General features: G+C 73.8%; 21 protein-coding genes and 1 pseudogene. 16 read left to right on the top strand and 6 right to left on the bottom strand.

What is annotated here, in order from left to right:
- The first annotated feature begins 2 nt into the window (after nt 1-2).
- The 5 genes from AC0666_RS13535 to hisF are packed head-to-tail and all read left to right on the top strand — an operon-like array spanning nt 3 to nt 2,698.
- The gene (locus AC0666_RS13535; protein ID WP_361720335.1) at nt 3-170 is read left to right on the top strand and encodes a hypothetical protein; all 168 of its coding nucleotides are present in this window, start codon (nt 3-5) and stop codon (nt 168-170) included.
- Nucleotides 167-817, top strand: a complete 651-nt coding sequence (gene hisH, locus AC0666_RS13530) for an imidazole glycerol phosphate synthase subunit HisH (RefSeq protein ID WP_468582179.1) — start codon at nt 167-169, stop codon at nt 815-817. Before AC0666_RS13535 ends, hisH begins: the two co-directional genes overlap by 4 nt.
- Nucleotides 817-1,554 (top strand): bifunctional 1-(5-phosphoribosyl)-5-((5-phosphoribosylamino)methylideneamino)imidazole-4-carboxamide isomerase/phosphoribosylanthranilate isomerase PriA, encoded by a 738-nt coding sequence (gene priA, locus AC0666_RS13525; RefSeq protein WP_361720329.1) that lies wholly within the window; start codon nt 817-819, stop codon nt 1,552-1,554. The genes hisH and priA overlap by 1 nt, the downstream gene beginning before the upstream one ends.
- Nucleotides 1,551-1,946 (top strand): RidA family protein, encoded by a 396-nt coding sequence (locus tag AC0666_RS13520; protein WP_361720326.1) that lies wholly within the window; start codon nt 1,551-1,553, stop codon nt 1,944-1,946. The genes priA and AC0666_RS13520 overlap by 4 nt, the downstream gene beginning before the upstream one ends.
- The gene (hisF, locus tag AC0666_RS13515; RefSeq protein WP_478707617.1) at nt 1,943-2,698 is read left to right on the top strand and encodes an imidazole glycerol phosphate synthase subunit HisF; all 756 of its coding nucleotides are present in this window, start codon (nt 1,943-1,945) and stop codon (nt 2,696-2,698) included. The genes AC0666_RS13520 and hisF overlap by 4 nt, the downstream gene beginning before the upstream one ends.
- Nucleotides 2,699-2,776: 78 nt before the next feature.
- Here hisF and AC0666_RS13510 read toward each other — a convergent pair whose 3' ends face one another.
- Entirely contained in the window at nt 2,777-3,409 is a 633-nt protein-coding gene (locus AC0666_RS13510; RefSeq protein ID WP_468967016.1) for a TIGR03085 family metal-binding protein, read from the bottom strand.
- A gap of 84 nt (nt 3,410-3,493) precedes the next feature.
- Between AC0666_RS13510 and hisI the strand changes: the two genes are divergently transcribed.
- The 11 genes and pseudogenes from hisI to lgt all read left to right on the top strand — a co-directional run bounded on the left by hisI (nt 3,494) and on the right by lgt (nt 12,688).
- Nucleotides 3,494-3,868, top strand: coding sequence for a phosphoribosyl-AMP cyclohydrolase (gene hisI / locus AC0666_RS13505; protein WP_356848921.1), 375 nt, complete (start codon nt 3,494-3,496; stop codon nt 3,866-3,868).
- A gap of 11 nt (nt 3,869-3,879) precedes the next feature.
- Nucleotides 3,880-5,370: an anthranilate synthase component I gene (locus AC0666_RS13500; RefSeq protein ID WP_468967014.1), complete on the top strand. Its 1,491-nt coding sequence runs from the start codon at nt 3,880-3,882 to the stop codon at nt 5,368-5,370.
- 14 nt (nt 5,371-5,384) lie between these two features.
- Nucleotides 5,385-6,053, top strand: a complete 669-nt coding sequence (locus AC0666_RS13495; protein WP_478707616.1) for a TIGR02234 family membrane protein — start codon at nt 5,385-5,387, stop codon at nt 6,051-6,053.
- A gap of 80 nt (nt 6,054-6,133) precedes the next feature.
- Nucleotides 6,134-6,385, top strand: a complete 252-nt coding sequence (locus AC0666_RS13490; protein ID WP_468582184.1) for an HGxxPAAW family protein — start codon at nt 6,134-6,136, stop codon at nt 6,383-6,385.
- 51 nt (nt 6,386-6,436) lie between these two features.
- Nucleotides 6,437-6,916: a DUF2752 domain-containing protein gene (locus tag AC0666_RS13485; RefSeq protein ID WP_478707615.1), complete on the top strand. Its 480-nt coding sequence runs from the start codon at nt 6,437-6,439 to the stop codon at nt 6,914-6,916.
- A gap of 193 nt (nt 6,917-7,109) precedes the next feature.
- On the top strand, nt 7,110-7,919 hold the full coding sequence (trpC, locus tag AC0666_RS13480; protein WP_468967006.1) for an indole-3-glycerol phosphate synthase TrpC: 810 nt from the start codon (nt 7,110-7,112) through the stop codon (nt 7,917-7,919).
- A gap of 8 nt (nt 7,920-7,927) precedes the next feature.
- Nucleotides 7,928-8,137: a tryptophan biosynthesis modulator TrpM gene (gene trpM, locus AC0666_RS13475; protein ID WP_356848930.1), complete on the top strand. Its 210-nt coding sequence runs from the start codon at nt 7,928-7,930 to the stop codon at nt 8,135-8,137.
- Nucleotides 8,138-8,339: 202 nt separating this feature from the next.
- Nucleotides 8,340-9,602 carry a tryptophan synthase subunit beta gene (gene trpB, locus AC0666_RS13470; protein ID WP_468582188.1) on the top strand — a complete coding sequence of 421 codons (1,263 nt, stop codon included), beginning with the start codon at nt 8,340-8,342 and terminating at the stop codon, nt 9,600-9,602.
- Nucleotides 9,599-10,429: a tryptophan synthase subunit alpha gene (gene trpA, locus AC0666_RS13465; protein WP_468967002.1), complete on the top strand. Its 831-nt coding sequence runs from the start codon at nt 9,599-9,601 to the stop codon at nt 10,427-10,429. The genes trpB and trpA overlap by 4 nt, the downstream gene beginning before the upstream one ends.
- A gap of 94 nt (nt 10,430-10,523) precedes the next feature.
- Nucleotides 10,524-11,315 (top strand): annotated as a pseudogene (locus AC0666_RS13460) (DsbA family protein); the annotation flags it as partial.
- A 323-nt stretch (nt 11,316-11,638) separates the two neighbouring features.
- Entirely contained in the window at nt 11,639-12,688 is a 1,050-nt protein-coding gene (gene lgt, locus AC0666_RS13455; RefSeq protein ID WP_478707614.1) for a prolipoprotein diacylglyceryl transferase, read from the top strand.
- A gap of 89 nt (nt 12,689-12,777) precedes the next feature.
- Here the strand turns inward: lgt and AC0666_RS13450 are convergent, their stop codons facing one another.
- From AC0666_RS13450 to AC0666_RS13430, 5 genes are all read right to left on the bottom strand, one after another.
- On the bottom strand, nt 12,778-13,584 hold the full coding sequence (locus AC0666_RS13450) for an HpcH/HpaI aldolase/citrate lyase family protein (RefSeq protein ID WP_478707613.1): 807 nt from the start codon (nt 13,582-13,584) through the stop codon (nt 12,778-12,780).
- On the bottom strand, nt 13,581-14,792 hold the full coding sequence (locus tag AC0666_RS13445) for a CaiB/BaiF CoA transferase family protein (protein WP_478707612.1): 1,212 nt from the start codon (nt 14,790-14,792) through the stop codon (nt 13,581-13,583). The genes AC0666_RS13450 and AC0666_RS13445 overlap by 4 nt, the downstream gene beginning before the upstream one ends.
- Nucleotides 14,789-15,751 (bottom strand): ribokinase, encoded by a 963-nt coding sequence (gene rbsK, locus AC0666_RS13440; RefSeq protein WP_468966992.1) that lies wholly within the window; start codon nt 15,749-15,751, stop codon nt 14,789-14,791. Before rbsK ends, AC0666_RS13445 begins: the two co-directional genes overlap by 4 nt.
- On the bottom strand, nt 15,748-17,166 hold the full coding sequence (locus AC0666_RS13435; protein WP_478707701.1) for an ADP-ribosylglycohydrolase family protein: 1,419 nt from the start codon (nt 17,164-17,166) through the stop codon (nt 15,748-15,750). Before AC0666_RS13435 ends, rbsK begins: the two co-directional genes overlap by 4 nt.
- 776 nt (nt 17,167-17,942) lie before the next feature.
- A complete protein-coding gene (locus tag AC0666_RS13430; protein ID WP_468966989.1) occupies nt 17,943-19,085 on the bottom strand; it encodes an ADP-ribosylglycohydrolase family protein in 1,143 nt (380 codons plus the stop codon).
- Between the last annotated feature and the right edge of the window lie 2 nt (nt 19,086-19,087).

Raw genomic sequence — 19,087 nt, 5'->3', positions numbered from 1 at the left:
CCGTGAACGGCCTCAACACCATCCTGATCGTCGTCGGCCTGTTCCTGGCCGGCGGCGTCTACTCCTTCCAGAAGCAGGAGATGCCCAAGTCGGTCGTCATCCTGCTCGCCATCGGCTCCGCGATGTGCCTCGCCGCCGGAGTCCTGCGAATCCAAGGAATCTGGGAATGAGCGCAGTCCGCCCCACCAAGACGGTCGTGGTCTTCGACTACGGCTTCGGCAACGTCCGCTCCGCCGAGCGCGCCCTCGCGCGCGTCGGCGCGGACGTCGAGATCACCCGCGACTACGACAAGGCCATGGACGCCGACGGACTGCTGGTTCCCGGCGTCGGCGCCTTCTCCGCCTGCATGCAGGGCCTCAGGGACGTCCGCGGTGACTGGATCATCGGCCGCCGGCTCTCCGGCGGCCGCCCGGTCATGGGCATCTGCGTCGGCATGCAGATCCTCTTCGAGCGCGGCATCGAGCACGGCGTGGAGACCGAGGGGCTCGACGAGTGGCCCGGCACCGTCGGTCCGCTGAAGGCCCCGGTCGTCCCCCACATGGGCTGGAACACCGTTGAGGCACCGGCCGACAGCCAGGCCTTCAAGGGCCTGGACGCCGACGCCCGGTTCTACTTCGTGCACTCGTACGCGGCGAAGGACTGGAGCCTGGAGGTCACCAACCCGGTGATCCGCGCCCCCCGGGTCACCTGGGCCACCCACGGCGAACGCTTCGTCGCGGCGGTGGAGAACGGCGCCCTGTGGGCCACCCAGTTCCACCCCGAGAAGTCCGGCGACGCCGGAGCCCAGCTCCTCACCAACTGGATCGAGACCCTGTGATGACCGAGCCCTCCGCCACGCTGGAGCTCCTGCCCGCAGTCGACGTCCGCGACGGTCAGGCCGTACGCCTCGTGCACGGGGTGTCCGGCAGCGAGACCTCGTACGGCTCCCCGCTGGAGGCGGCCCTCGCCTGGCAGCGCGCCGGCGCCGAATGGCTGCACCTGGTCGACCTGGACGCCGCCTTCGGCACCGGCGACAACCGGGCCCTGGTGGCCGAGATCACCGGCGCCATGGACATCAAGGTCGAGCTGTCCGGCGGCATCCGCGACGACGCCACGCTCGCCGCGGCCCTCGCCACGGGCTGCACCCGGGTCAACCTCGGCACCGCCGCCCTGGAGACCCCCGAGTGGGCCGCGAAGGCCATCGCCGAACACGGCGACAAGATCGCGGTCGGGCTCGACGTACGCGGTACGACCCTCAAGGGCCGCGGCTGGACCAGCGAGGGCGGGGACCTGTACGAGACCCTCGCCCGCCTGGACTCCGAGGGCTGCGCCCGCTACGTCGTCACCGACATCGGCAAGGACGGCACGCTGACCGGCCCCAACCTGGAGCTGCTGCGCAACGTCTGCGCCGCCACCGACCGGCCCGTCGTGGCCTCCGGCGGCATCTCCTCCCTGGACGACCTGCGGGCGCTGTCCGAGCTGGTGCCGCTGGGCGTGGAGGGGGCGATCGTGGGCAAGGCCCTGTACGCCAAGGCCTTCACGCTGGAAGAGGCCCTGCGGGTGGTGTCGGCATGAGCGCTTCCGACGAGGTGCGCCGGATCTCCTCCGGCGGCCCCTACGAGGACGTCATCGGCTACTCCCGGGCCGTCCAGCTTCCCAACGGGCTCGTCCTGGTCTCCGGCTGCACCGCCGCCGACGGCGGCGGCCCGTACGACCAGACCGTCGCGGCCTTCGGCGTGGCCTTCAAGGCCCTCGCCCAGGCCGGCCTCGGCCCCGAGCACGTGGTCCGCACCCGGATGTACCTCACGCACGCCCGGGACGTGGAGGAGGTCGGCCGCGCCCACAAGGAGCTCTTCGACGCGGTCCGCCCCGCCGCATCCATGATCATCGTCTCCGGTTTCGTCGACCCGTCCATGGTCGTCGAGGTGGAGGTCGAAGCCTTCGGTCCCCCAGGAGCCGCCGCATGACTCTCGCCGTACGGGTGATCCCCTGCCTGGACGTGGACAACGGCCGCGTCGTCAAGGGCGTCAACTTCCAGAACCTGCGCGACGCGGGCGACCCGGTGGAGATGGCCAAGCTGTACGACGCCGAGGGCGCCGACGAGCTGACCTTCCTCGACATCACCGCGTCGTCCGGCAACCGCGAGACCACCTACGACGTGGTCCGCCGGACCGCCGAGCAGGTCTTCATCCCGCTCACCGTCGGCGGCGGTGTCCGCACCGCGGACGACGTGGACCGGCTGCTGCGGGCGGGTGCCGACAAGGTCGGCGTGAACACCGCGGCCATCGCCCGGCCCGAGCTGATCCAGGAGATCGCGGAGCGCTTCGGGTGCCAGGTCCTGGTGCTGTCGGTCGACGCCCGGCGCACGGCGTCCGGCTCCTTCGAGGTCACCACGCACGGCGGCCGCCGGGGCACCGGCATCGACGCCGTCGAGTGGGCGCACCGGGCGGCCGAGCTGGGCGCCGGGGAGATCCTGCTGAACTCGATGGACGCGGACGGCACCAAGGACGGCTACGACACCGAGATGATCGCGGCGGTCCGCAAGCACGTCACCGTCCCCGTGATCGCCTCGGGCGGCGCGGGCAGGCTGGAGCACTTCCCGCCCGCGATCGAGGCCGGCGCCGACGCGGTCCTCGCGGCGTCGGTGTTCCACTTCGGCGACCTGCGCATCTCGGAGGTCAAGTCGGCCCTCCGCGAGGCGGGCCACCCGGTCCGCTGAGCCGTGCGGGGCGGGTCCGGGTTCCGCTGCGCGGAGCCTCTCCCCGCCCCGGCCCCGCCATCGCCGCCCGGCCCGGCCTCAGATGCCGAGAGCGGCCGCCGTCAGCTTCGCGACGGCCTCCTTGTCCCCGTCCAGTTCCACCGCCGCCGCGTCCTGGCGGCCGAAGCTGAACAGCGTCAGCTCCCCCGGCTCCCCGGTCACCGTCACCACCGGCGTGCCCTTGTGCGCGACCGCCGTCTGGCCGTTCGGGCGGCGCAGCACCAGGCCGACCGGGGAGCGGCGGCCCGTCAGGCGGGCCAGTTTCTCCAGCCGGAACCACAGGGAGTCCGAGAACACCGGGTCCAGCTGCCGCGGCGACCAGTCCGGCTGCGCGCGCCGGACGTCCTCGGCGTGGACGTAGAACTCCACCGCGTTGGCCGCCTCGTCGATCTGCTTCAGCGCGTACACCGACAGCTTCGGCGGCCCGGTCCGGATCAGCTGGATGAGCTCCTCGTACGGCTTGGCCGCGTATTCGGCCATCGCCTTGTCCAGGCGGTCCTTCAGGACGTTCAGCAGCAGACCGCCCGCCGCGTCCGGGCGGCGCTCCCGGACCACCACGTGCGCCGCCAGTTCCCGGGTGCGCCACCCTTCGCACAGGGTCGGCGCCTCCGGTCCCGCCGCCTCCAACAGGTCCGCCAGCAGCAGTCGTTCACGCTTCGCATGGGTTGACATGCCGGCAAGCCTACGGCCGGAACACGCCCCGTGCCTGCCCATCAGGCGGACAGAGATCCATGTCGGAGGCCTCCGCGCGGCACAATGGCCCGCATGAGTACGTCCTCCCTCGACCCCGCCATCGCCGCCCGGCTCAAGCGCTCCGCCGACGGCCTGGTGCCCGCCATCGCCCAGCAGTACGACACCGGTGAGGTGCTCATGCTCGGCTGGATGGACGACGAGGCCCTGCACCGCACCCTGACCACCGGCCGCTGCACCTACTGGTCCCGCAGCCGCCGCGAGTACTGGGTCAAGGGCGATACTTCCGGCCACTTCCAGCACGTGAAGTCCGTCGCCCTCGACTGCGACGCCGACACCGTGCTCGTCAAGGTCGACCAGGTCGGCGCCGCCTGCCACACGGGCGCCCGCACGTGCTTCGACGCAGATGTCCTTCCGCTGGCAGCCGAAACAGGCAGGTAGGGTCCCACGCCATGGATCTTGAGACGTTCCGCAAGCTCGCGGCGGACCGCCGCGTCATCCCCGTGAGCCGCAAGCTCCTGGCCGACGGGGACACGCCCGTCGGGCTCTACCGGAAGCTGGCCGCCGAACGCCCGGGCACCTTCCTCCTGGAATCCGCCGAGAACGGCCGCTCCTGGTCGCGGTACTCGTTCGTCGGCGTACGCAGCGACGCCACCCTCACCGTCCGGGACGGGCAGGCCCACTGGATCGGCACCCCGCCCGTCGGCGTCCCCACCGGCGGGGACCCGCTGGAGGCCCTGCGCGCCACCGTCCAGGCCCTGCACACGCCCCGCGACCTCGCGGGCGGGATGCCCCCCTTCACCGGCGGCATGGTCGGCTACCTCGGCTACGACATCGTGCGCCGCCTGGAGCGCATCGGACAGCACGGCGAGGACGACCTCCGGCTGCCCGAGCTGACCATGCTGCTCACCTCCGACCTGGCGGTCCTGGACCACTGGGACGGCACGGTCCAGCTCATCGCCAACGCGATCAACCACAACGACCTCGACACGGGCGTGGACGAGGCCTACGCCGACGCCGTCGCCCGCCTCGACGCGATGGAGGCCGACCTCGCCCGTCCGGCCCCCTACACCCCGACCCCGCTGCCCGCCTCCGAGCTGCCGGAGTTCTCGGCCCTGTGGGGCGGCGAGAAGTACCAGGCCGCCGTCGAGGACATCAAGGAGCGGATCCGGGCGGGCGAGGCCTTCCAGGTGGTGCCCTCGCAGCGGTTCGAGACGCCCTGCCGCGCCTCGGCGCTGGACGTCTACCGGGTGCTGCGGGCCACCAACCCGTCCCCGTACATGTACCTCTTCCGCTTCGAGAACGGCTTCGACGTCGTCGGCTCCAGCCCCGAGGCCCTGGTCAAGGTCGAGGACGGGCGGGCCATGGTCCACCCCATCGCGGGCACCCGCCACCGCGGCGCCACCCCGCAGGAGGACCACGAGCTCGCCGAGGAGCTGCTGGCCGACCCCAAGGAGCGCGCCGAGCACCTGATGCTCGTCGACCTCGGCCGCAACGACCTGGGCCGGGTCTGCGAGCCGGGCTCCGTCGAGGTCGTCGACTTCATGAGCATCGAGCGGTACTCCCACGTCATGCACATCGTCTCGACCGTCACCGGCCGGGTCGCCGAGGGCAAGACCGCCTTCGACGTGCTGACGGCCTGCTTCCCCGCCGGCACCCTCTCCGGGGCGCCCAAGCCGCGCGCCATGCAGATCATCGAGGAGCTGGAGCCCTCCCGCCGCGGGCTGTACGGCGGCTGCGTCGGCTACCTCGACTTCGCCGGGGACTCCGACACGGCCATCGCCATCCGCACCGCGCTGCTGCGCGACGGCACGGCGTACGTCCAGGCCGGCGCCGGGGTCGTCGCGGACTCGGTGCCGCGGCTGGAGGACGAAGAGTGCCGCAACAAGGCGGCCGCCGTGCTGCGTGCGGTGGGAGCGGCGAACCGCCTCCACAGCTCGTGAGGGCGTAAGGGATAGTGGGGTACGTGAGTGCCGTACCCCCCTCCCGAAACCCCGACAGCGACGCCGCGACCGGCCCGGAGGCCCCGCAGGCCGCGGACGGCCGCGCCGCCCGCCGCAGCGTGGCCGTCGCCCTGCTGTTCGGCACGCTCGGTGCCACCGTCGTCCTGCTCGCCTCCGGCCGGGTCTGGGCCCGCGGCACCGCCGCCGTCGGGGGCGGTGCGCTGCCCCTGACCGCCGACGGGCGGGCCGTCACCGGTCTCCCGGCCGCCCTGGCCATCGTGGGCCTCGCCGCGCTCGTGGCGGTCTTCGCCGTACGCGGCAAGGGCCGCCTGCTGGTCTCCGGGCTGCTGGCCCTGAGCGGGCTGGGCGCGGCGCTGTCGGCCGTCCTCGCGGCGGACGGACGTCGCGCACTGGACGCGCAGGCCGCCCGGATGACGGCGGACACCGCGGCGCACGTGGGCGCCCTCACCCATACGGCCTGGCCGTACGTCACCGCCGCGGGCGCGGCGCTGATCCTGCTGGCCGGGCTGCTGGCCCTGCGCTTCGGCCGCAGCTGGCCCGCCATGGGAGGCCGTTACGAGCGGGACGGCAGCACCCGGGCCCGTACGCCCGCCCGAGTCGACCCCGATCGGCCCGAGGACCTGTGGAAGGCTCTGGACCGCGGCGAGGACCCCACCCGCTGACCATCCACCGCACGCGGTGCGGGACAATGTCCCGGAGCGTTCGACACAGCACGTGCGACAGAGCAAACGAGGAGCAACTCATGGCGGGCAACAACCACGGACACACCCCGGCCGCCTGGACCGGTGTCATCATCGCCTTCATCGGTTTCTGCATCTCCGGCGCGTTCATGGTGATCGCGAACCCCGTGGGTTTCTGGGTCGGTCTCGCCGTCGTCGCGATCGGCGGTGTCGTGGGCCTGGCCATGAAGGCCGCGGGCATGGGCGCGCCGAAGCCCGCCCACGAGGACCTGGCCGTGGTCATCGCCGCCAACAAGGCCGCCGCCAAGGTCTGAGTGTTCCCACACCCCCGGAAAGGCGCGGCCCGGCGGGCTGCGCCTTTTGTCATGACCGGAGAGAATCAGCGGGTGGACCCCTCCCAGAGCCCCTTCGCCGTGCCCGCACCGCCGGGCCCGCCGGGCGCCGCCTCCCGGGCCCGGCGGCTGGCCGTACCGGTGCTCACCGTGGCCGTGGCGGCCCTGGCCTTTGCGTACGTGGGCGCCGTGGATCCCAATGAACCGGGCCACTATCCGGTGTGCCCGCTTTTCCGGCTCACCGGAATCCTGTGCCCCGGATGTGGCGGGCTGCGCAGTGCGCATGCGTTCGCCCACGGCGATCTGATCACTGCGCTGGGGGCAAATGCCCTGGCCGTCGCCGGGTACTTCGTCTTCGCCGGGTACATGGCCGTCTGGCTGGTTCGCGCCGGTCGGGGCGTCCCCGGACCGCGGTTCGTCGTGCGGGGGGCGTATGCGTGGGCCCTCGGCGCGCTGGTGGCGGTCTTCGTGATTGTCCGGAATCTGCCTTTCGGTTCCGCGCTCGCCCCCTGAGCCCGCCCGGGGGGCTGCCGGAATCTGCGGGCGACCCATATGAATGCCGCATTCCGAATGTCCAGGTAATGGGACGGCGTCAACCGCGTGCGGAGGGCAAGGCCACCTCCGGATACCATTTGATTGCTGACCTTGCAGTTGTACGTGTCTGCAAGGCGGCCGACCGTCATCGACCCGGAAGGGGGCCGCTCGCGTGAGTGTGCTCGACGAGATCATCGAAGGGGTCCGCGAAGACCTTGCCGAACGGCAGGCCCGCGTCAGCCTCGACGAGCTCAAGGAGCGTGCCGCCAAGGCGCCCCAGGCCAAGGACGGCGTCGCTGCCCTGCGCGGCGACGGCGTCAAGGTGATCTGCGAGGTCAAGCGCTCCAGCCCGTCCAAGGGCGCGCTGGCCGCGATCGCCGATCCGGCCGGACTCGCCGCCGACTACGAGGCGGGCGGTGCGGCGGTCATCTCCGTCCTCACCGAGCAGCGCCGATTCGGCGGCTCGCTGGCCGACCTGGAGGCCGTCCGTGCCCGCGTGGACATCCCGATCCTGCGCAAGGACTTCATCGTCACGGCCTACCAGCTGTGGGAGGCCCGAGCCTACGGCGCCGACCTCGCCCTGCTGATCGTCGCGGCACTGGAACAGGAGGCACTCGTCTCCCTCATCGAGCGGGCCGAGTCCATCGGCCTCACCCCGCTCGTCGAGGTCCACGACGAGGAGGAGGCCGAGCGGGCGGTTGCGGCCGGCGCCAAGATCATCGGCGTCAACGCCCGCAACCTCAAGGACCTCAAGGTCGACCGCTCCACCTTCGAGCGCGTCGTACCGGAGATCCCGGCCCACATCGTCAAGGTCGCCGAGTCCGGCATCCGCGGGCCGCACGACCTGATCGCCTACGCCAACGAGGGCGCCGACGCCGTCCTCGTCGGGGAGTCCCTGGTCACCGGACGCGACCCGAAGGCGGCCGTGGCCGACCTGGTCGCCGCCGGCGCCCACCCCGCCCTGCGCCACGGACGGAGCTGACCCGACCCATGGCCCCCCACCGTCCCTCCGTCCGCACCCGTCCGGGCCACGGCCCGGCCGGCGTGCCGACGGCGCACGCGCCCCTGGCGCGCGGCTGCCGCCCCCGCGGCTGCCGCGCCCCGGCCCGGCGTGTGCACGGGCGGCGGGTCCGGTACGTGATCGGCTCCGAGCCCGGACAGGTCAACGGCATGCGATGGCGCCGCGGAGGCGCGCTGTAACGAGGAGTCCCCGGCGGCCGGTGCCACCACGGACCCCGTACGACCCGATGCCCCGGCCGACCGGCCCCGGGCGCGGGTCCCCCGTACCGTACGCGCGACACCCCCGGCCTTCCGGCCAGCGGGGTGCGCGCGTCGTGGGCGGGCGGCGCAATACGGTGAAAACCACCTCGCCGCATTCGCAATCCCGTAGGAGTGACTGGGCATGTCCAGCGCCAGCGAGTTCTTCATCCCGGACCCCGAGGGTCAGGTCCCCAACGCCGAGGGGTACTTCGGCGACTTCGGCGGCAAGTTCATCCCGGAGGCGCTCGTCGCCGCCGTGGACGAGGTCGCCGTCGAGTACGAGAAGGCCAAGAACGACCCGGCCTTCGCGGCCGAGCTGAACGACCTCATGGTCAACTACACCGGCCGGCCCAGCGCCCTCACCGAGGTGCCGCGGTTCGCCGAGCACGCCGGCGGCGCCCGGATCTTCCTCAAGCGGGAGGACCTCAACCACACCGGCTCACACAAGATCAACAATGTGCTGGGCCAGGCGCTCCTCACCAAGCGCATGGGCAAGACCCGTGTCATCGCGGAGACCGGCGCCGGCCAGCACGGCGTCGCCACCGCCACCGCCTGTGCCCTCTTCGGCCTCGAATGCACCATCTACATGGGCGAGATCGACACCGAGCGCCAGGCGCTCAACGTGGCCCGGATGCGCATGCTCGGCGCAGAGGTCATCCCCGTGAAGTCCGGCAGCCGCACCCTCAAGGACGCCATCAACGAGGCGTTCCGCGACTGGGTCGCCAACGTCGACCGCACCCACTACCTCTTCGGCACGGTCGCCGGCCCCCACCCCTTCCCGGCCATGGTCCGCGACTTCCACCGGGTCATCGGCGTCGAGGCGCGGCGCCAGATCCTGGAGCGGGCCGGCCGGCTGCCCGACGCCGTCGCGGCCTGCGTCGGCGGCGGCTCCAACGCCATCGGCCTCTTCCACGCCTTCATCCCGGACACCGACGTCCGCCTGGTCGGCTTCGAGCCCGCCGGGCACGGCGTGGAGAGCGGCGAGCACGCGGCGACCCTGACCGCGGGCGAGCCCGGCATCCTGCACGGCTCCCGCTCCTACGTCCTCCAGGACGAGGAGGGCCAGATCACCGAGCCGTACTCCATCTCGGCGGGCCTGGACTACCCGGGCATCGGCCCGGAGCACTCCTACCTCAAGGACGTCGGCCGCGGCGAGTACCGCGCGGTCACCGACGACGCCGCGATGCAGGCCCTGCGCCTGCTCTCCCGTACGGAGGGCATCATCCCTGCGATCGAGTCGGCGCACGCCCTCGCGGGCGCGCTCGACCTGGGCAGGGAGCTGGGCAAGGACGGGCTGATCGTGGTCAACCTGTCCGGCCGCGGCGACAAGGACATGGACACGGCCGCCCGCTACTTCGGGCTGTACGACGGCGCGACCGAGGGCACCGAGGGGGAGACGAAGTGAGCACGGCCAGCGAGAAGACCGGACGCATCCAGCTGCTGAGCGACACCCTCGCCAAGGCGAAGTCCGAGGACCGCGCGGCCCTCGTCGCCTACCTCCCCGCCGGCTTCCCGACCGTCGACGGCGGCATCGAGGCCGTCAAGGCCGTCATCGCGGGCGGTGCGGACGTGGTCGAGGTGGGCCTGCCCCACAGCGACCCGGTCCTGGACGGCGCGATCATCCAGACCGCCGACGACATCGCCCTGCGCGGCGGCGTCAAGATCGCCGACGTGCTGCGGACCGTACGCGAGGCGCATGCCGCGACCGGAGCCCCGGTCCTGGTCATGACGTACTGGAACCCCATCGACCGCTACGGCGTGGAGCGCTTCGCCACCGAGCTCGCGGCCGCGGGCGGCGCGGGCTGCATCCTGCCCGACCTCCCGGTCCAGGAGTCCGCGCTGTGGCGCGAGCACGCCGACCGGCTCGGTCTGGCAACCGTCTTCGTCGTCGCGCCCAGCAGCAAGGACGAGCGCCTGGCGACCATCACGGCAGCCGGTTCCGGCTTCGTGTACGCCGCCTCGCTGATGGGCGTCACCGGCACCCGCGCATCGGTGGGCCACGAGGCCCAGGAGCTGGTGCGCCGCACCCGGGCCACGACCGAGCTCCCGGTCTGCGTGGGCCTGGGCGTCTCCAACGCTGCCCAGGCCAAGGAGGTCGCGGGTTTCGCGGACGGGGTGATCGTCGGCTCGGCCTTCGTGAAGCTGCTGCTGGACGCGCCCGATCTGCCGGCCGGGCTGGCCGCCGTACAGGCGCTGGCGGGCGAGCTTGCGGAAGGCGTACGCAGGAGCTGACACCGGGCGGTTTCCGAGGGGGTTATGTAGCCCGATCGGGTGGAACTGGGAGCGGGGAGGCACGCGAGTGCCTCCCCGCTTCGTTTGGCCGACCGTGAGCGAGAAGAACGACGGTGCGAACCGCGAAGCGAAACGATCGGCCCGTGAGCGACTCCTCGTGGAGCGCGAGCGGCAGAAGAAGAAGGACAAGCGTCGGCGCACCCTCGTCGTGGCCGGGGCGGTGGTCGGCGTCCTGGGCCTGGCGGCCGTCATCGGAGTGATCGCGGCCAACAGCGGCAAGAGCGACAAGTCCACGAAGGCCGGCCCCGTGACCGCCCCCTCCGGAGCCACCGGCAAGGACGCGCTCGCCATCCAGACGGGCAAGCCCGAGGCCCCCTCGACGCTGACCGTGTGGGAGGACTTCCGCTGCCCGGCGTGCAAGTCCTTCGAGACCAACTACCGGGACACGGTCCACGACCTGGAGGCCAAGGGCCTGCTCAAGGTCGACTACCACCTGGTGACCCTCATCGACGGGAACATGGGCGGCAGCGGTTCGCTGAAGGGGGCGAACGCGGCGGCCTGCGCACAGGACGCCGGGAAGTTCCCCGCCTACCACGACCTCCTCTTCCAGAACCAGCCGCAGGAGGTCGACGACGCCTACGGCAACAACGCGAAACTGCTGGAGCTGGCCGCCAAGGTGGACGGCCTGGTCACCCCCGAGTTCCGCTCCTGCGTCGAGGGCGGCACGCACAACAGCTGGGTGGGCAAGTCGATGGAGGCCTTCCAGGCCGGGAAGTTCCGCGGCACCCCGACCGTGCTGCTGGACGGCACGGACATCTTCGGGGACCAGGCCCACCCGATCACCCCGCAGAAGCTCAAGGAGCAGGTGGAGGCCAAGGCGAAGGCGAAGGGCAACGAGGGAGCGGGCGCCTCGCCGTCGGCTTCGGCCTCCCGCTCGGCGTCGCCTTCGGCCGCGGCCTCGGCGTCCGGGGCGGCCCGGGCGAAGGGTTCGTCGCTGTCGGGTTCCTCGTCGTCCTCGTCGTCCTCGTCGTCGTCCGGCTCGTCCTCCTCGTCCGGATCCGCGGCGGGGTCGAAGGCGGGTGCCGCGCCGGGCGCCTCGAAGGGCGCCGCCGACGACTGAAAGCCGGCGGGAACAGGTGTCGATTTGACGGCAAGCTTGCCGGGCGGGTTGCAGTCCGTACCGCCCGGCAGGGTAGCGTCGGTCCTGCCATGACTCTTGCCTTCATCCCCAGCCCGTCGACCGGCGTGGTCCACCTCGGACCGATCCCGCTGCGCGGCTACGCGTTCTGCATCATCATCGGCGTCTTCGCCGCCGTCTGGCTCGGCAACAAGCGCTGGATCGCGCGCGGCGGAAAGCCGGGCACGGTCGCCGACATCGCCGTGTGGGCGGTGCCGTTCGGCCTGATCGGCGGTCGCCTCTACCACGTGATCACCGACTACCAGCTGTACTTCGGCGAGGGCCGCAACTGGGTCGACGCCTTCAAGATCTGGGAGGGCGGCCTCGGCATCTGGGGGGCCATCGCGCTGGGCGCGGTGGGCGCCTGGATCGGTTGCCGCCTGCGGGGGATCCCGCTGCCGGCCTGGGCCGACGCCCTGGCCCCCGGGATCGCGCTGGCCCAGGCCTTCGGCCGCTGGGGCAACTGGTTCAACCAGGAGCTGTACGGCCGTGCCACCGACCTGCCGTGGGCGCTGGAGATCAGCGAGGGCCCCAACCGCGTCGCCGGCACCTACCACCCGACCTTCCTGTACGAGTCGCTGTGGTGCCTCGGCGTCGCCGGCCTGGTGATCTGGGCCGACCGCCGCTTCAAGCTGGGCCACGGCCGGGCGTTCGCCCTGTACGTCGCCGCGTACTGCGTGGGCCGCGGCTGGATCGAGTACATGCGGGTCGACGAGGCCCACCACATCCTCGGTGTCCGGCTGAACGTCTGGACCTCGATCGTGGTCTTCCTGCTGGCGGTGACCTACCTGGTGCTGTCGGCGAAGCTCCGCCCGGGCCGCGAGGAGGTCGTGGAGCCGGACCGCGGTCCGGCCGCCTCCGACCCGGCGACCGCGGAGAAGGACACCGCGGACACCGTGGACACCCCGGACGCCTCGGACGCCGATGCGGACGCGGGCGCGGATGCGCAGGCCGCCGAGGCCCCCGAGGCCAAGGCCAAGGCCAAGGCCGAGGCCGGAACCGAGGCTCCGGTTGCGGCGGACGAGCCGAAGGACGCCGTGCACACGGACGCCGAGGCCCCCGGGGTCGGCAAGAAGCTCTGACCGGGAGCGCTCCGGACCACCGGAAGAGGGGCGCCGCGCCCAGCGCGCGGCGCCCCTCTTCGTTCGGCCGCGACCGCCGCCCGAGGCGGTCATTGGCGGCGGGCGAGGGCGACGATCCGTTCCGCGCCCGCCAGGACCGCCGCGTCGATGAAGCGGCCGTCCGGGAGGGCCACCGCGCCGGGGGTCCGGCGGGCGGCCGTGACGATCTCCTGCGCGGCGGTGACCTCCTCCGGTCCGGGCAGGTAGGCCTGCTCGATCACCGGCAGTTGGCGGGGGTGGATCGCCGCCCGGCCGAAGAACCCCAGCGCGCGGCCGCGGGCGCAGGAGACGGCCAGCGCCTCCAGGTCCCGGATGTCGGGGAACACCGACTGGGCGGGCGGAGCCAGCTCCGCCGCGCGGGCAGCGACCACCACCCGCGAGCGCGGCCAGTCCAACCCCGCCTCCGCGGTGACACCCAGGTCCGCCCGCAGATCCGCCTCCCCGAGGGAGAGCCCGCGCAGGGCGGGGTGCGCGCGGGCGATCTCGTACGCGCGCTCCACCCCCAGCGCCGTTTCCAGCAGGGCCCACAGGGCCACCCCGCCGGTACGGTCGGCCACCGCGGCGATCTGCTCGGGGGCGGAGACCTTGGGCAGGCGCAGTCCCGCCAGCCCCCGCAACCCGGTCACGGCGGTGAGGTCGGCGCCCGCCCAGGGGGAGTCGAGGGCGTTGACGCGCACGTGTACGGGGACCGGCTGCGGTTCGGTGAGGAGCTCGGCGGTCGCGGCGCGGGCGTACTCCTTGCGCGAGGCCGACACCGCGTCCTCCAGGTCGACGATGACGGCGTCGGCCCCCGACCGCAGGGCCTTGGCGACCACGTGGGGGCGGTCACCCGGTACGTAGAGCCAGGTCAGGATCACAGGGCCCCCTCCATCCGGAGTGCGCTGATCTCGGCCGCGGACAGGCCGAGTTCGGTGAGGACGGCCTCGGTGTCCGCGCCGTGCGGGCGACCCGCCCAGCGGATGGAGCCGGGCGTCCCGGACAGGCGGAACAGGATGTTCTGCATGCGGAGCGGGCCCAGTTCGGGGTCGTCGACCTCGGTCACCGTGTCCAGGGCCGCGAACTGCGGATCGGCCATGATGTCCCGTACGTCGTAGACCAGCGCCACGGCGGCCTGGGCCTCCTCGAAGGCGGCGATCACGTCGTCGGCTTTGTGGCGGGCGATCCAGCCGCCGACCGCCTCGTCCAGCAGGTGCGCGTGGGCGGCCCGGCCGGAGCTGGTCGCGAACCAGGGCTCGGCGATCAGCTCGGGCCGGCCGACCAGGCGCAGGACCCGCTCCGCGATGGACTGGGCGGAGGTGGAGACGGCCAGCCAGCGGCCGTCGGCGCTGCGGTAGGTGTTGCGGGGGGCGTTGTTGGTGGAGCGGTTCCCGGTGCGGGGCTGGACGTAGCCGAGCTGGTCGTACCAGAGCGGGTGCGGGCCGAGCACGGTGAGGATCGGCTCGATGATCGCCAGGTCCACGACCTGGCCGCGGCCGGTGCGGTCGCGGCCGGCCAGGGCGGTCATCACGGCGTACGCGGTGGTCAGCGCGGCGATCGAGTCGGCGAGCCCGAACGGCGGCAGCGTCGGCGGGCCGTCCGGCTCCCCGGTGATCGCGGCGAAACCGCTCATCGCCTCGGCGAGCGTGCCGAAGCCGGGGCGGCGGGCGTACGGGCCCTGCTGGCCGAAGGCCGTGACGCGGGCCAGGATCAGCCGGGGGTTGGCGGTGGACAGCTCGGGCCAGCCGAGGCCCCATTTCTCCAGGGTGCCGGGGCGGAAGTTCTCGACCACCACGTCGGCGGTGGCGGCCAGCCGCAGCAGCGTGTCGCGTCCGCCGGGGGTGGACAGGTCCAGCGTGACCGTCCGCTTGTTCCGGCCGAGCAGCTTCCACCACAGGCCGATGCCGTCCTTGGCGGGGCCGTGGCCCCGGGAGGGGTCGGGCCGCCCGGGATGCTCGACCTTGACGACCTCGGCGCCGAAGTCTCCCAGCAGGGTGGCGGCGAGGGGTCCCGCGAAGAGCGTGGCGATGTCGAGCACGCGCAGCCCCTCCAGCGGGCCGTCCGGGGGCTCGGCGCCGGCCGGGTTCACGAGGTGGTTCCGGGGGCGGTTCCGGGTGCGGAGGGGCCGGGCGCCGGCCCGGGCCCCGGATCGTGCCCGGCCCGGGCAGCGGCGTCGATCTGGGCCCGGGTGGGCATCGAGTCCTGGGCGCCCGGGCGTTGGACCGAGAGGGCGGCTGCCGACCCGGCCCAGGCGAGGGCCTCGGGCACGGGGCGGCCCTCGCCGAGGGCGACGGCGAGCGCACCGACGAAAGTGTCCCCGGCGGCGGTGGTGTCCACGGCCCGGACCCGCGGCGCCGGCACGGTCAGCGGCTCCTGCCCGCGGGCGGCGTACAGGGACCCGGCCGCGCCGAGCGTGATGACGACCTCCGGCACCTCGTGCAGCAGCGCGGCGGCCGCCTGGTGCGGGTCGGTGAGGCCGGTCAGGGCGGCCGCCTCGTGTTCGTTCGGGACGAGCAGGTCGACCACCGCGAGGAGCTCGGCCGGCAGGGGCTGCGCGGGGGCCGGGGTGAGCACCGTACGGACGCCGTGGGCGCGTGCGGCGCGGGCCCCCGCGAGGACGGCGGACAGCGGGACTTCGAGCTGGAGCAGCAGCGAGTCGGCGGCTCCGATCCGGCTCTCGTCACCCGCCTCCAGGCCGGTGACGCGGGCGTTGGCGCCGGGGATGACGACGATGCTGTTGCCGCCCTCGTCGTCGACGGTGATGTGGGCGGTGCCGCTGGCGCCCTCCACGGTGCGCAGGGCCGCCGTCTCCACCCCGGCCTGCGCGAGCGCGGACCGCAGCCGTACGCCGAACTCGTCGGCCCCGACCGCCCCGATCATCACCACCTCCCCGCCTGAGCGGGCGGCGGCCACGGCCTGGTTGGCGCCCTTGCCGCCGGGGACGGTGCGGAAATCGCGGCCGGTGACGGTCTCGCCGAGGCGAGGGGCCTTGGCGACGTAGGCGACGAGGTCCATGTTCGTACTGCCGAGCACGGCGATGACCGTCATGAGCGTGCTGCCTCCTGTGCGGTGAGCTGGGCGAGGGTGTCGAAGCCGATGCCGTCGAAGCCGGGGACGGTGGTGGCGAGACGGTTCTTCAGCGGGGCGCTCCAGCGGTGCGGGACGGCGCCCGCGACGAGCGCGGCGAGGCTTCCGGCGGTGGCTCCGTTGGAGTCGGTGTCCCAACCGCCGGATACGGCGCGGCAGATGGAGTGGGTGAAGTCCCCGTCGGCGTGGGTGAGGGCGGCGGCGACGAGGGCGGTGTTGGGGATGGCGTGGACCCAGTGGTAGTGGCCGTGGCGGGCGTGCAGGTGGTCGACGACGCGGTCGAAGTCCGCGAAGCGCTCGGCGGCGGCGATGGCGTCGCGGACGGCCTCGGCGAGGCGTGAGCGGGGCGGTACGGCGGCCAGCCCGGCCGCGAGGGCGGTGTGGATGCCGGCCCGGCCGGTGGCGGCCTCGGCGACGGCGGCGGCGGTGAACAGGGCGGCGTAGACACCGTTGCCGGTGTGGGTGAGGACGGCGTCCCGGTAGGCCTGCGCGGCGGCCGCCGCCGGATCGCCGGGGTTGGTCCACCCGTGGACGTCGGCGCGGATGAGGGCGCCGATCCACTCGCGGAAGGGGTTGTGGTGGGTGGCGGTGGCGGGGGGTTCCAGCCCGAGGAGCAGGTTGCGGTACGCGATGCGCTCGGCGGTGAAGGTCCGGCCGGCGGGGAGCTCGTCGAGCCAGAGGCGGCCGACGTCGGCGGTGCTGAAGCCCTTGCCGTGGCGGCGCAGCAGGATCAGGTTCAGCAGGCAGTAGTTGAGGTCGTCGTCCTCGGGGGCGCCGTCGATGTTCTCGGCGAGGGAGGTGGGGGCGGAGCGGCGGTTCCACGGGTGGGCGGCCAGGAGCTCCGGGGGGACGCCGCGGGCGGTGAACCAGTCGTTCAGCGGCCAGTTGCCGGCGGCGCGGGCCAGGGCCCGGATCCCCTCCAGGGGCAGCTTCTCGACGGGCTTCCCGAGCACACACCCCACGGCCCGCCCCACCCACGCAGCCGCAAGCCGCCCCACCAGTCCGGTGCCCGGCCCCGCCGAGTCACCTGCCGCGGACCGCGCGCCGGTCCACCCCGGCATGCGGGGCGCCGGCCGTGCCGTAACGGCGGCCTGCGGCTTCGGTTCGGCGTACCCGTGCGGGTGTGGCTCCGGCCGTGCGTCGGGCCGCTCTGGCGGGCGTGGCCCCGGCTGGGTGTCGGGTCGCCCCTGCGGGTGTGGCTCCGGGGCCGTGACCGCAGCCTGCGGCTCTGGTGCGGTGCGCCCCCGGGGGCCTGCACCCGGCCTTGTTTGCAGGCCTGGCGCCGGCCCTTGCGGGGCCGCTGGCGAGGCTTCGCTGCCCGCGGCGGGGCCTGGTTCCGGGCGGGCAGCGGGGGGCGCGTCAGTGAAGCGGACCACTGGGGCCGGGGGCGGCGCCGCCACCCCCGGCACCGGACGGGCCCGGTCCTGGTCCGGGCCGGAGGAGGGGTGCCCCGGCCCGCCCGTGTCCGGAACCGGGGGTGAGCCCCCGGCCGGACCGGTCCCCGGGGCAGCGCGGCCCGCCTCGGCGGGGGGCGTGCCCGGGGCGCGGGCGGCGGCGATGGCGGCCCAGGCGGTGGGCTCGTAGCGGGACCAGGGGACCGGGAGCTCGGCGAGCTGCGTCAGCAGGCGGGTGGCCAGGGAGCGGAGCTCGGGCGGGGCCGGGGCGGGGGAGGCTCCGGACCGGGCCGGGGCCAGGTGCCCGCCCGCCGCCTGCCAGACGCGGAGCAGCGGCTCCGCGTCCCGCCCGTCCTCGGCGGCCTGCCGCAGCTCGTGCCCGACCAGGTCCTCCGGCTGGACCCAGGTGAGCCGTACGCCCACCCGGTCGCGCAGCACCTCCGCATCCGCCACCGCGTCGGCAGCGGCCGGCGCCGGAGCGGGAGCGGGAGCGGCCAGGGCAGCCGGGCTCGGGGCGCCCGGGCCCGGGGTTCCCGTGCCGGCCGGTACCGGTCCCGGTACCGGTCCCGGTGCTGGAGCCGGAGCGGTGGCAGCCGAGTCGCTGGTGGCAGCGCCGCAGGCCGGGGCCGGAGCGGGGGCGGGGGCGATCGGGGGCGTGGGGCCGCCTGGGGCGGGAGCGGCGCGGGCCGGACCGGCGGCCGCATCGGCGGGATCCGGGGCCGTGGCCGGTGTCGGGGAGCCCGGTGCGGGGGGCGGCATCAGCCGGCGGTCAGGGTCGCGAAGGCCGATTCGTGGGCACGGCGGCGGTCGCGGTCGCGGGTGAAGACCTCCCGGGCCACCGCGGCCAGCGCCGCCGCCGGCGCGTGCAGGTCGAGGCGGCTGGCCTCGGCCACCTGCTTCACCCAGGCGGCGGGGACCGCCGAGACGCCCGACAGGGCTCCCGCGACGGCCCCCGCCATGGTGGCGATGGAGTCGCAGTCGCGCCCGTAGTTGACGGCTCCGAGGACCGCCCCCTCGTACGCACCGTCGGCGACGACCAGCATCCCGAGCGCGATCGGCAGCTCCTCGATGGAGTGCAGCCGCGACGGCCGCCGGGCCCCCAGCGACGGCTTGCGGTAGTCCGGGCCGACCGAGTCGTACGGCGCCACCGCAGCCCGCAGCGGAGCCAGCGCCGACTCGAAGTCCCGGTGGCGGCACGCCACTTCGCAGACGGCCTCGATCGCCGCCCGCGTGCCGTCCTTCGCCAGCGCGAGCACGGTGTCGACCACCGACGAGACCGTCGCCCCGGGCAGGCAAGCCGCCGCGACCGCCGCCGCGAACACCCCGGCCGCCTCCCGCCCGTACGAGGACTGGTGCGCACCGGCGATGTCCACCGCCTCCGCGTAGGCCGCCTCCGGGTGCCCGGCGTTGACGATGCCGACCGGTGCCATGTACATCGCCGCACCGCAGTTGACGATGTTGCCGCCGCCCGCCTCGCGGGGGTCCGCGTGCGCGTAGTGCAGCCGGGTGACCATCCACTTCTCGGCGAGGAAGATCCGCTGGAGCGGCAGTGCCTCGGCCTCCAGTTCCGGGATCCACCGGGGGTTGGTCATCAGGTCGGTGACCAGGTGCTCGGCGATCGCGTACGCGTCCAGGTGGTCCCGTACGGCCTCGTAGACCCTCACCAGCGCGTGCGTCATGAGGGTGTCGTCGGTGACGTGCCCGTCGCCCTTGTGGTACGGGGCGATGGGCCGGGCCGTACGCCAGTCCTCGTACCAGGGGCCGACGATGCCGTGTACGCGGCCGCCGTGCCGTTCCACGATCTGGTCCGGGGACCAGCCCTCCACCGGGCCGCCGAGCGCATCGCCGACGGCCGCGCCGACGAGGCAGCCGGCCGACCGGTCTTCGAGAGTGAGCGTCATGT

It is taken from the genome of Streptomyces sp. NPDC043680 (assembly GCF_056436685.1).
This window is presented reverse-complemented; position numbering and strand designations above follow the sequence as displayed.

What these genes read in the sequence shown, in the direction of transcription:
- hisH (WP_468582179.1), top strand. Translation starts at nt 167, where the DNA reads ATGAGCGCAGTCCGCCCCACCAAGACGGTCGTGGTCTTCGACTACGGC.
- priA (WP_361720329.1), top strand. Translation starts at nt 817, where the DNA reads ATGACCGAGCCCTCCGCCACGCTGGAGCTCCTGCCCGCAGTCGACGTC.
- AC0666_RS13520 (WP_361720326.1), top strand. Translation starts at nt 1,551, where the DNA reads ATGAGCGCTTCCGACGAGGTGCGCCGGATCTCCTCCGGCGGCCCCTAC.
- hisF (WP_478707617.1), top strand. Translation starts at nt 1,943, where the DNA reads ATGACTCTCGCCGTACGGGTGATCCCCTGCCTGGACGTGGACAACGGC.
- AC0666_RS13510 (WP_468967016.1), bottom strand. Translation starts at nt 3,409, where the DNA reads ATGTCAACCCATGCGAAGCGTGAACGACTGCTGCTGGCGGACCTGTTG.
- hisI (WP_356848921.1), top strand. Translation starts at nt 3,494, where the DNA reads ATGGCCCGCATGAGTACGTCCTCCCTCGACCCCGCCATCGCCGCCCGG.
- AC0666_RS13500 (WP_468967014.1), top strand. Translation starts at nt 3,880, where the DNA reads ATGGATCTTGAGACGTTCCGCAAGCTCGCGGCGGACCGCCGCGTCATC.
- AC0666_RS13490 (WP_468582184.1), top strand. Translation starts at nt 6,134, where the DNA reads ATGGCGGGCAACAACCACGGACACACCCCGGCCGCCTGGACCGGTGTC.
- AC0666_RS13485 (WP_478707615.1), top strand. Translation starts at nt 6,437, where the DNA reads ATGACCGGAGAGAATCAGCGGGTGGACCCCTCCCAGAGCCCCTTCGCC.
- trpM (WP_356848930.1), top strand. Translation starts at nt 7,928, where the DNA reads ATGGCCCCCCACCGTCCCTCCGTCCGCACCCGTCCGGGCCACGGCCCG.
- trpB (WP_468582188.1), top strand. Translation starts at nt 8,340, where the DNA reads ATGTCCAGCGCCAGCGAGTTCTTCATCCCGGACCCCGAGGGTCAGGTC.
- lgt (WP_478707614.1), top strand. Translation starts at nt 11,639, where the DNA reads ATGACTCTTGCCTTCATCCCCAGCCCGTCGACCGGCGTGGTCCACCTC.
- rbsK (WP_468966992.1), bottom strand. Translation starts at nt 15,751, where the DNA reads ATGACGGTCATCGCCGTGCTCGGCAGTACGAACATGGACCTCGTCGCC.
- AC0666_RS13430 (WP_468966989.1), bottom strand. Translation starts at nt 19,085, where the DNA reads ATGACGCTCACTCTCGAAGACCGGTCGGCCGGCTGCCTCGTCGGCGCG.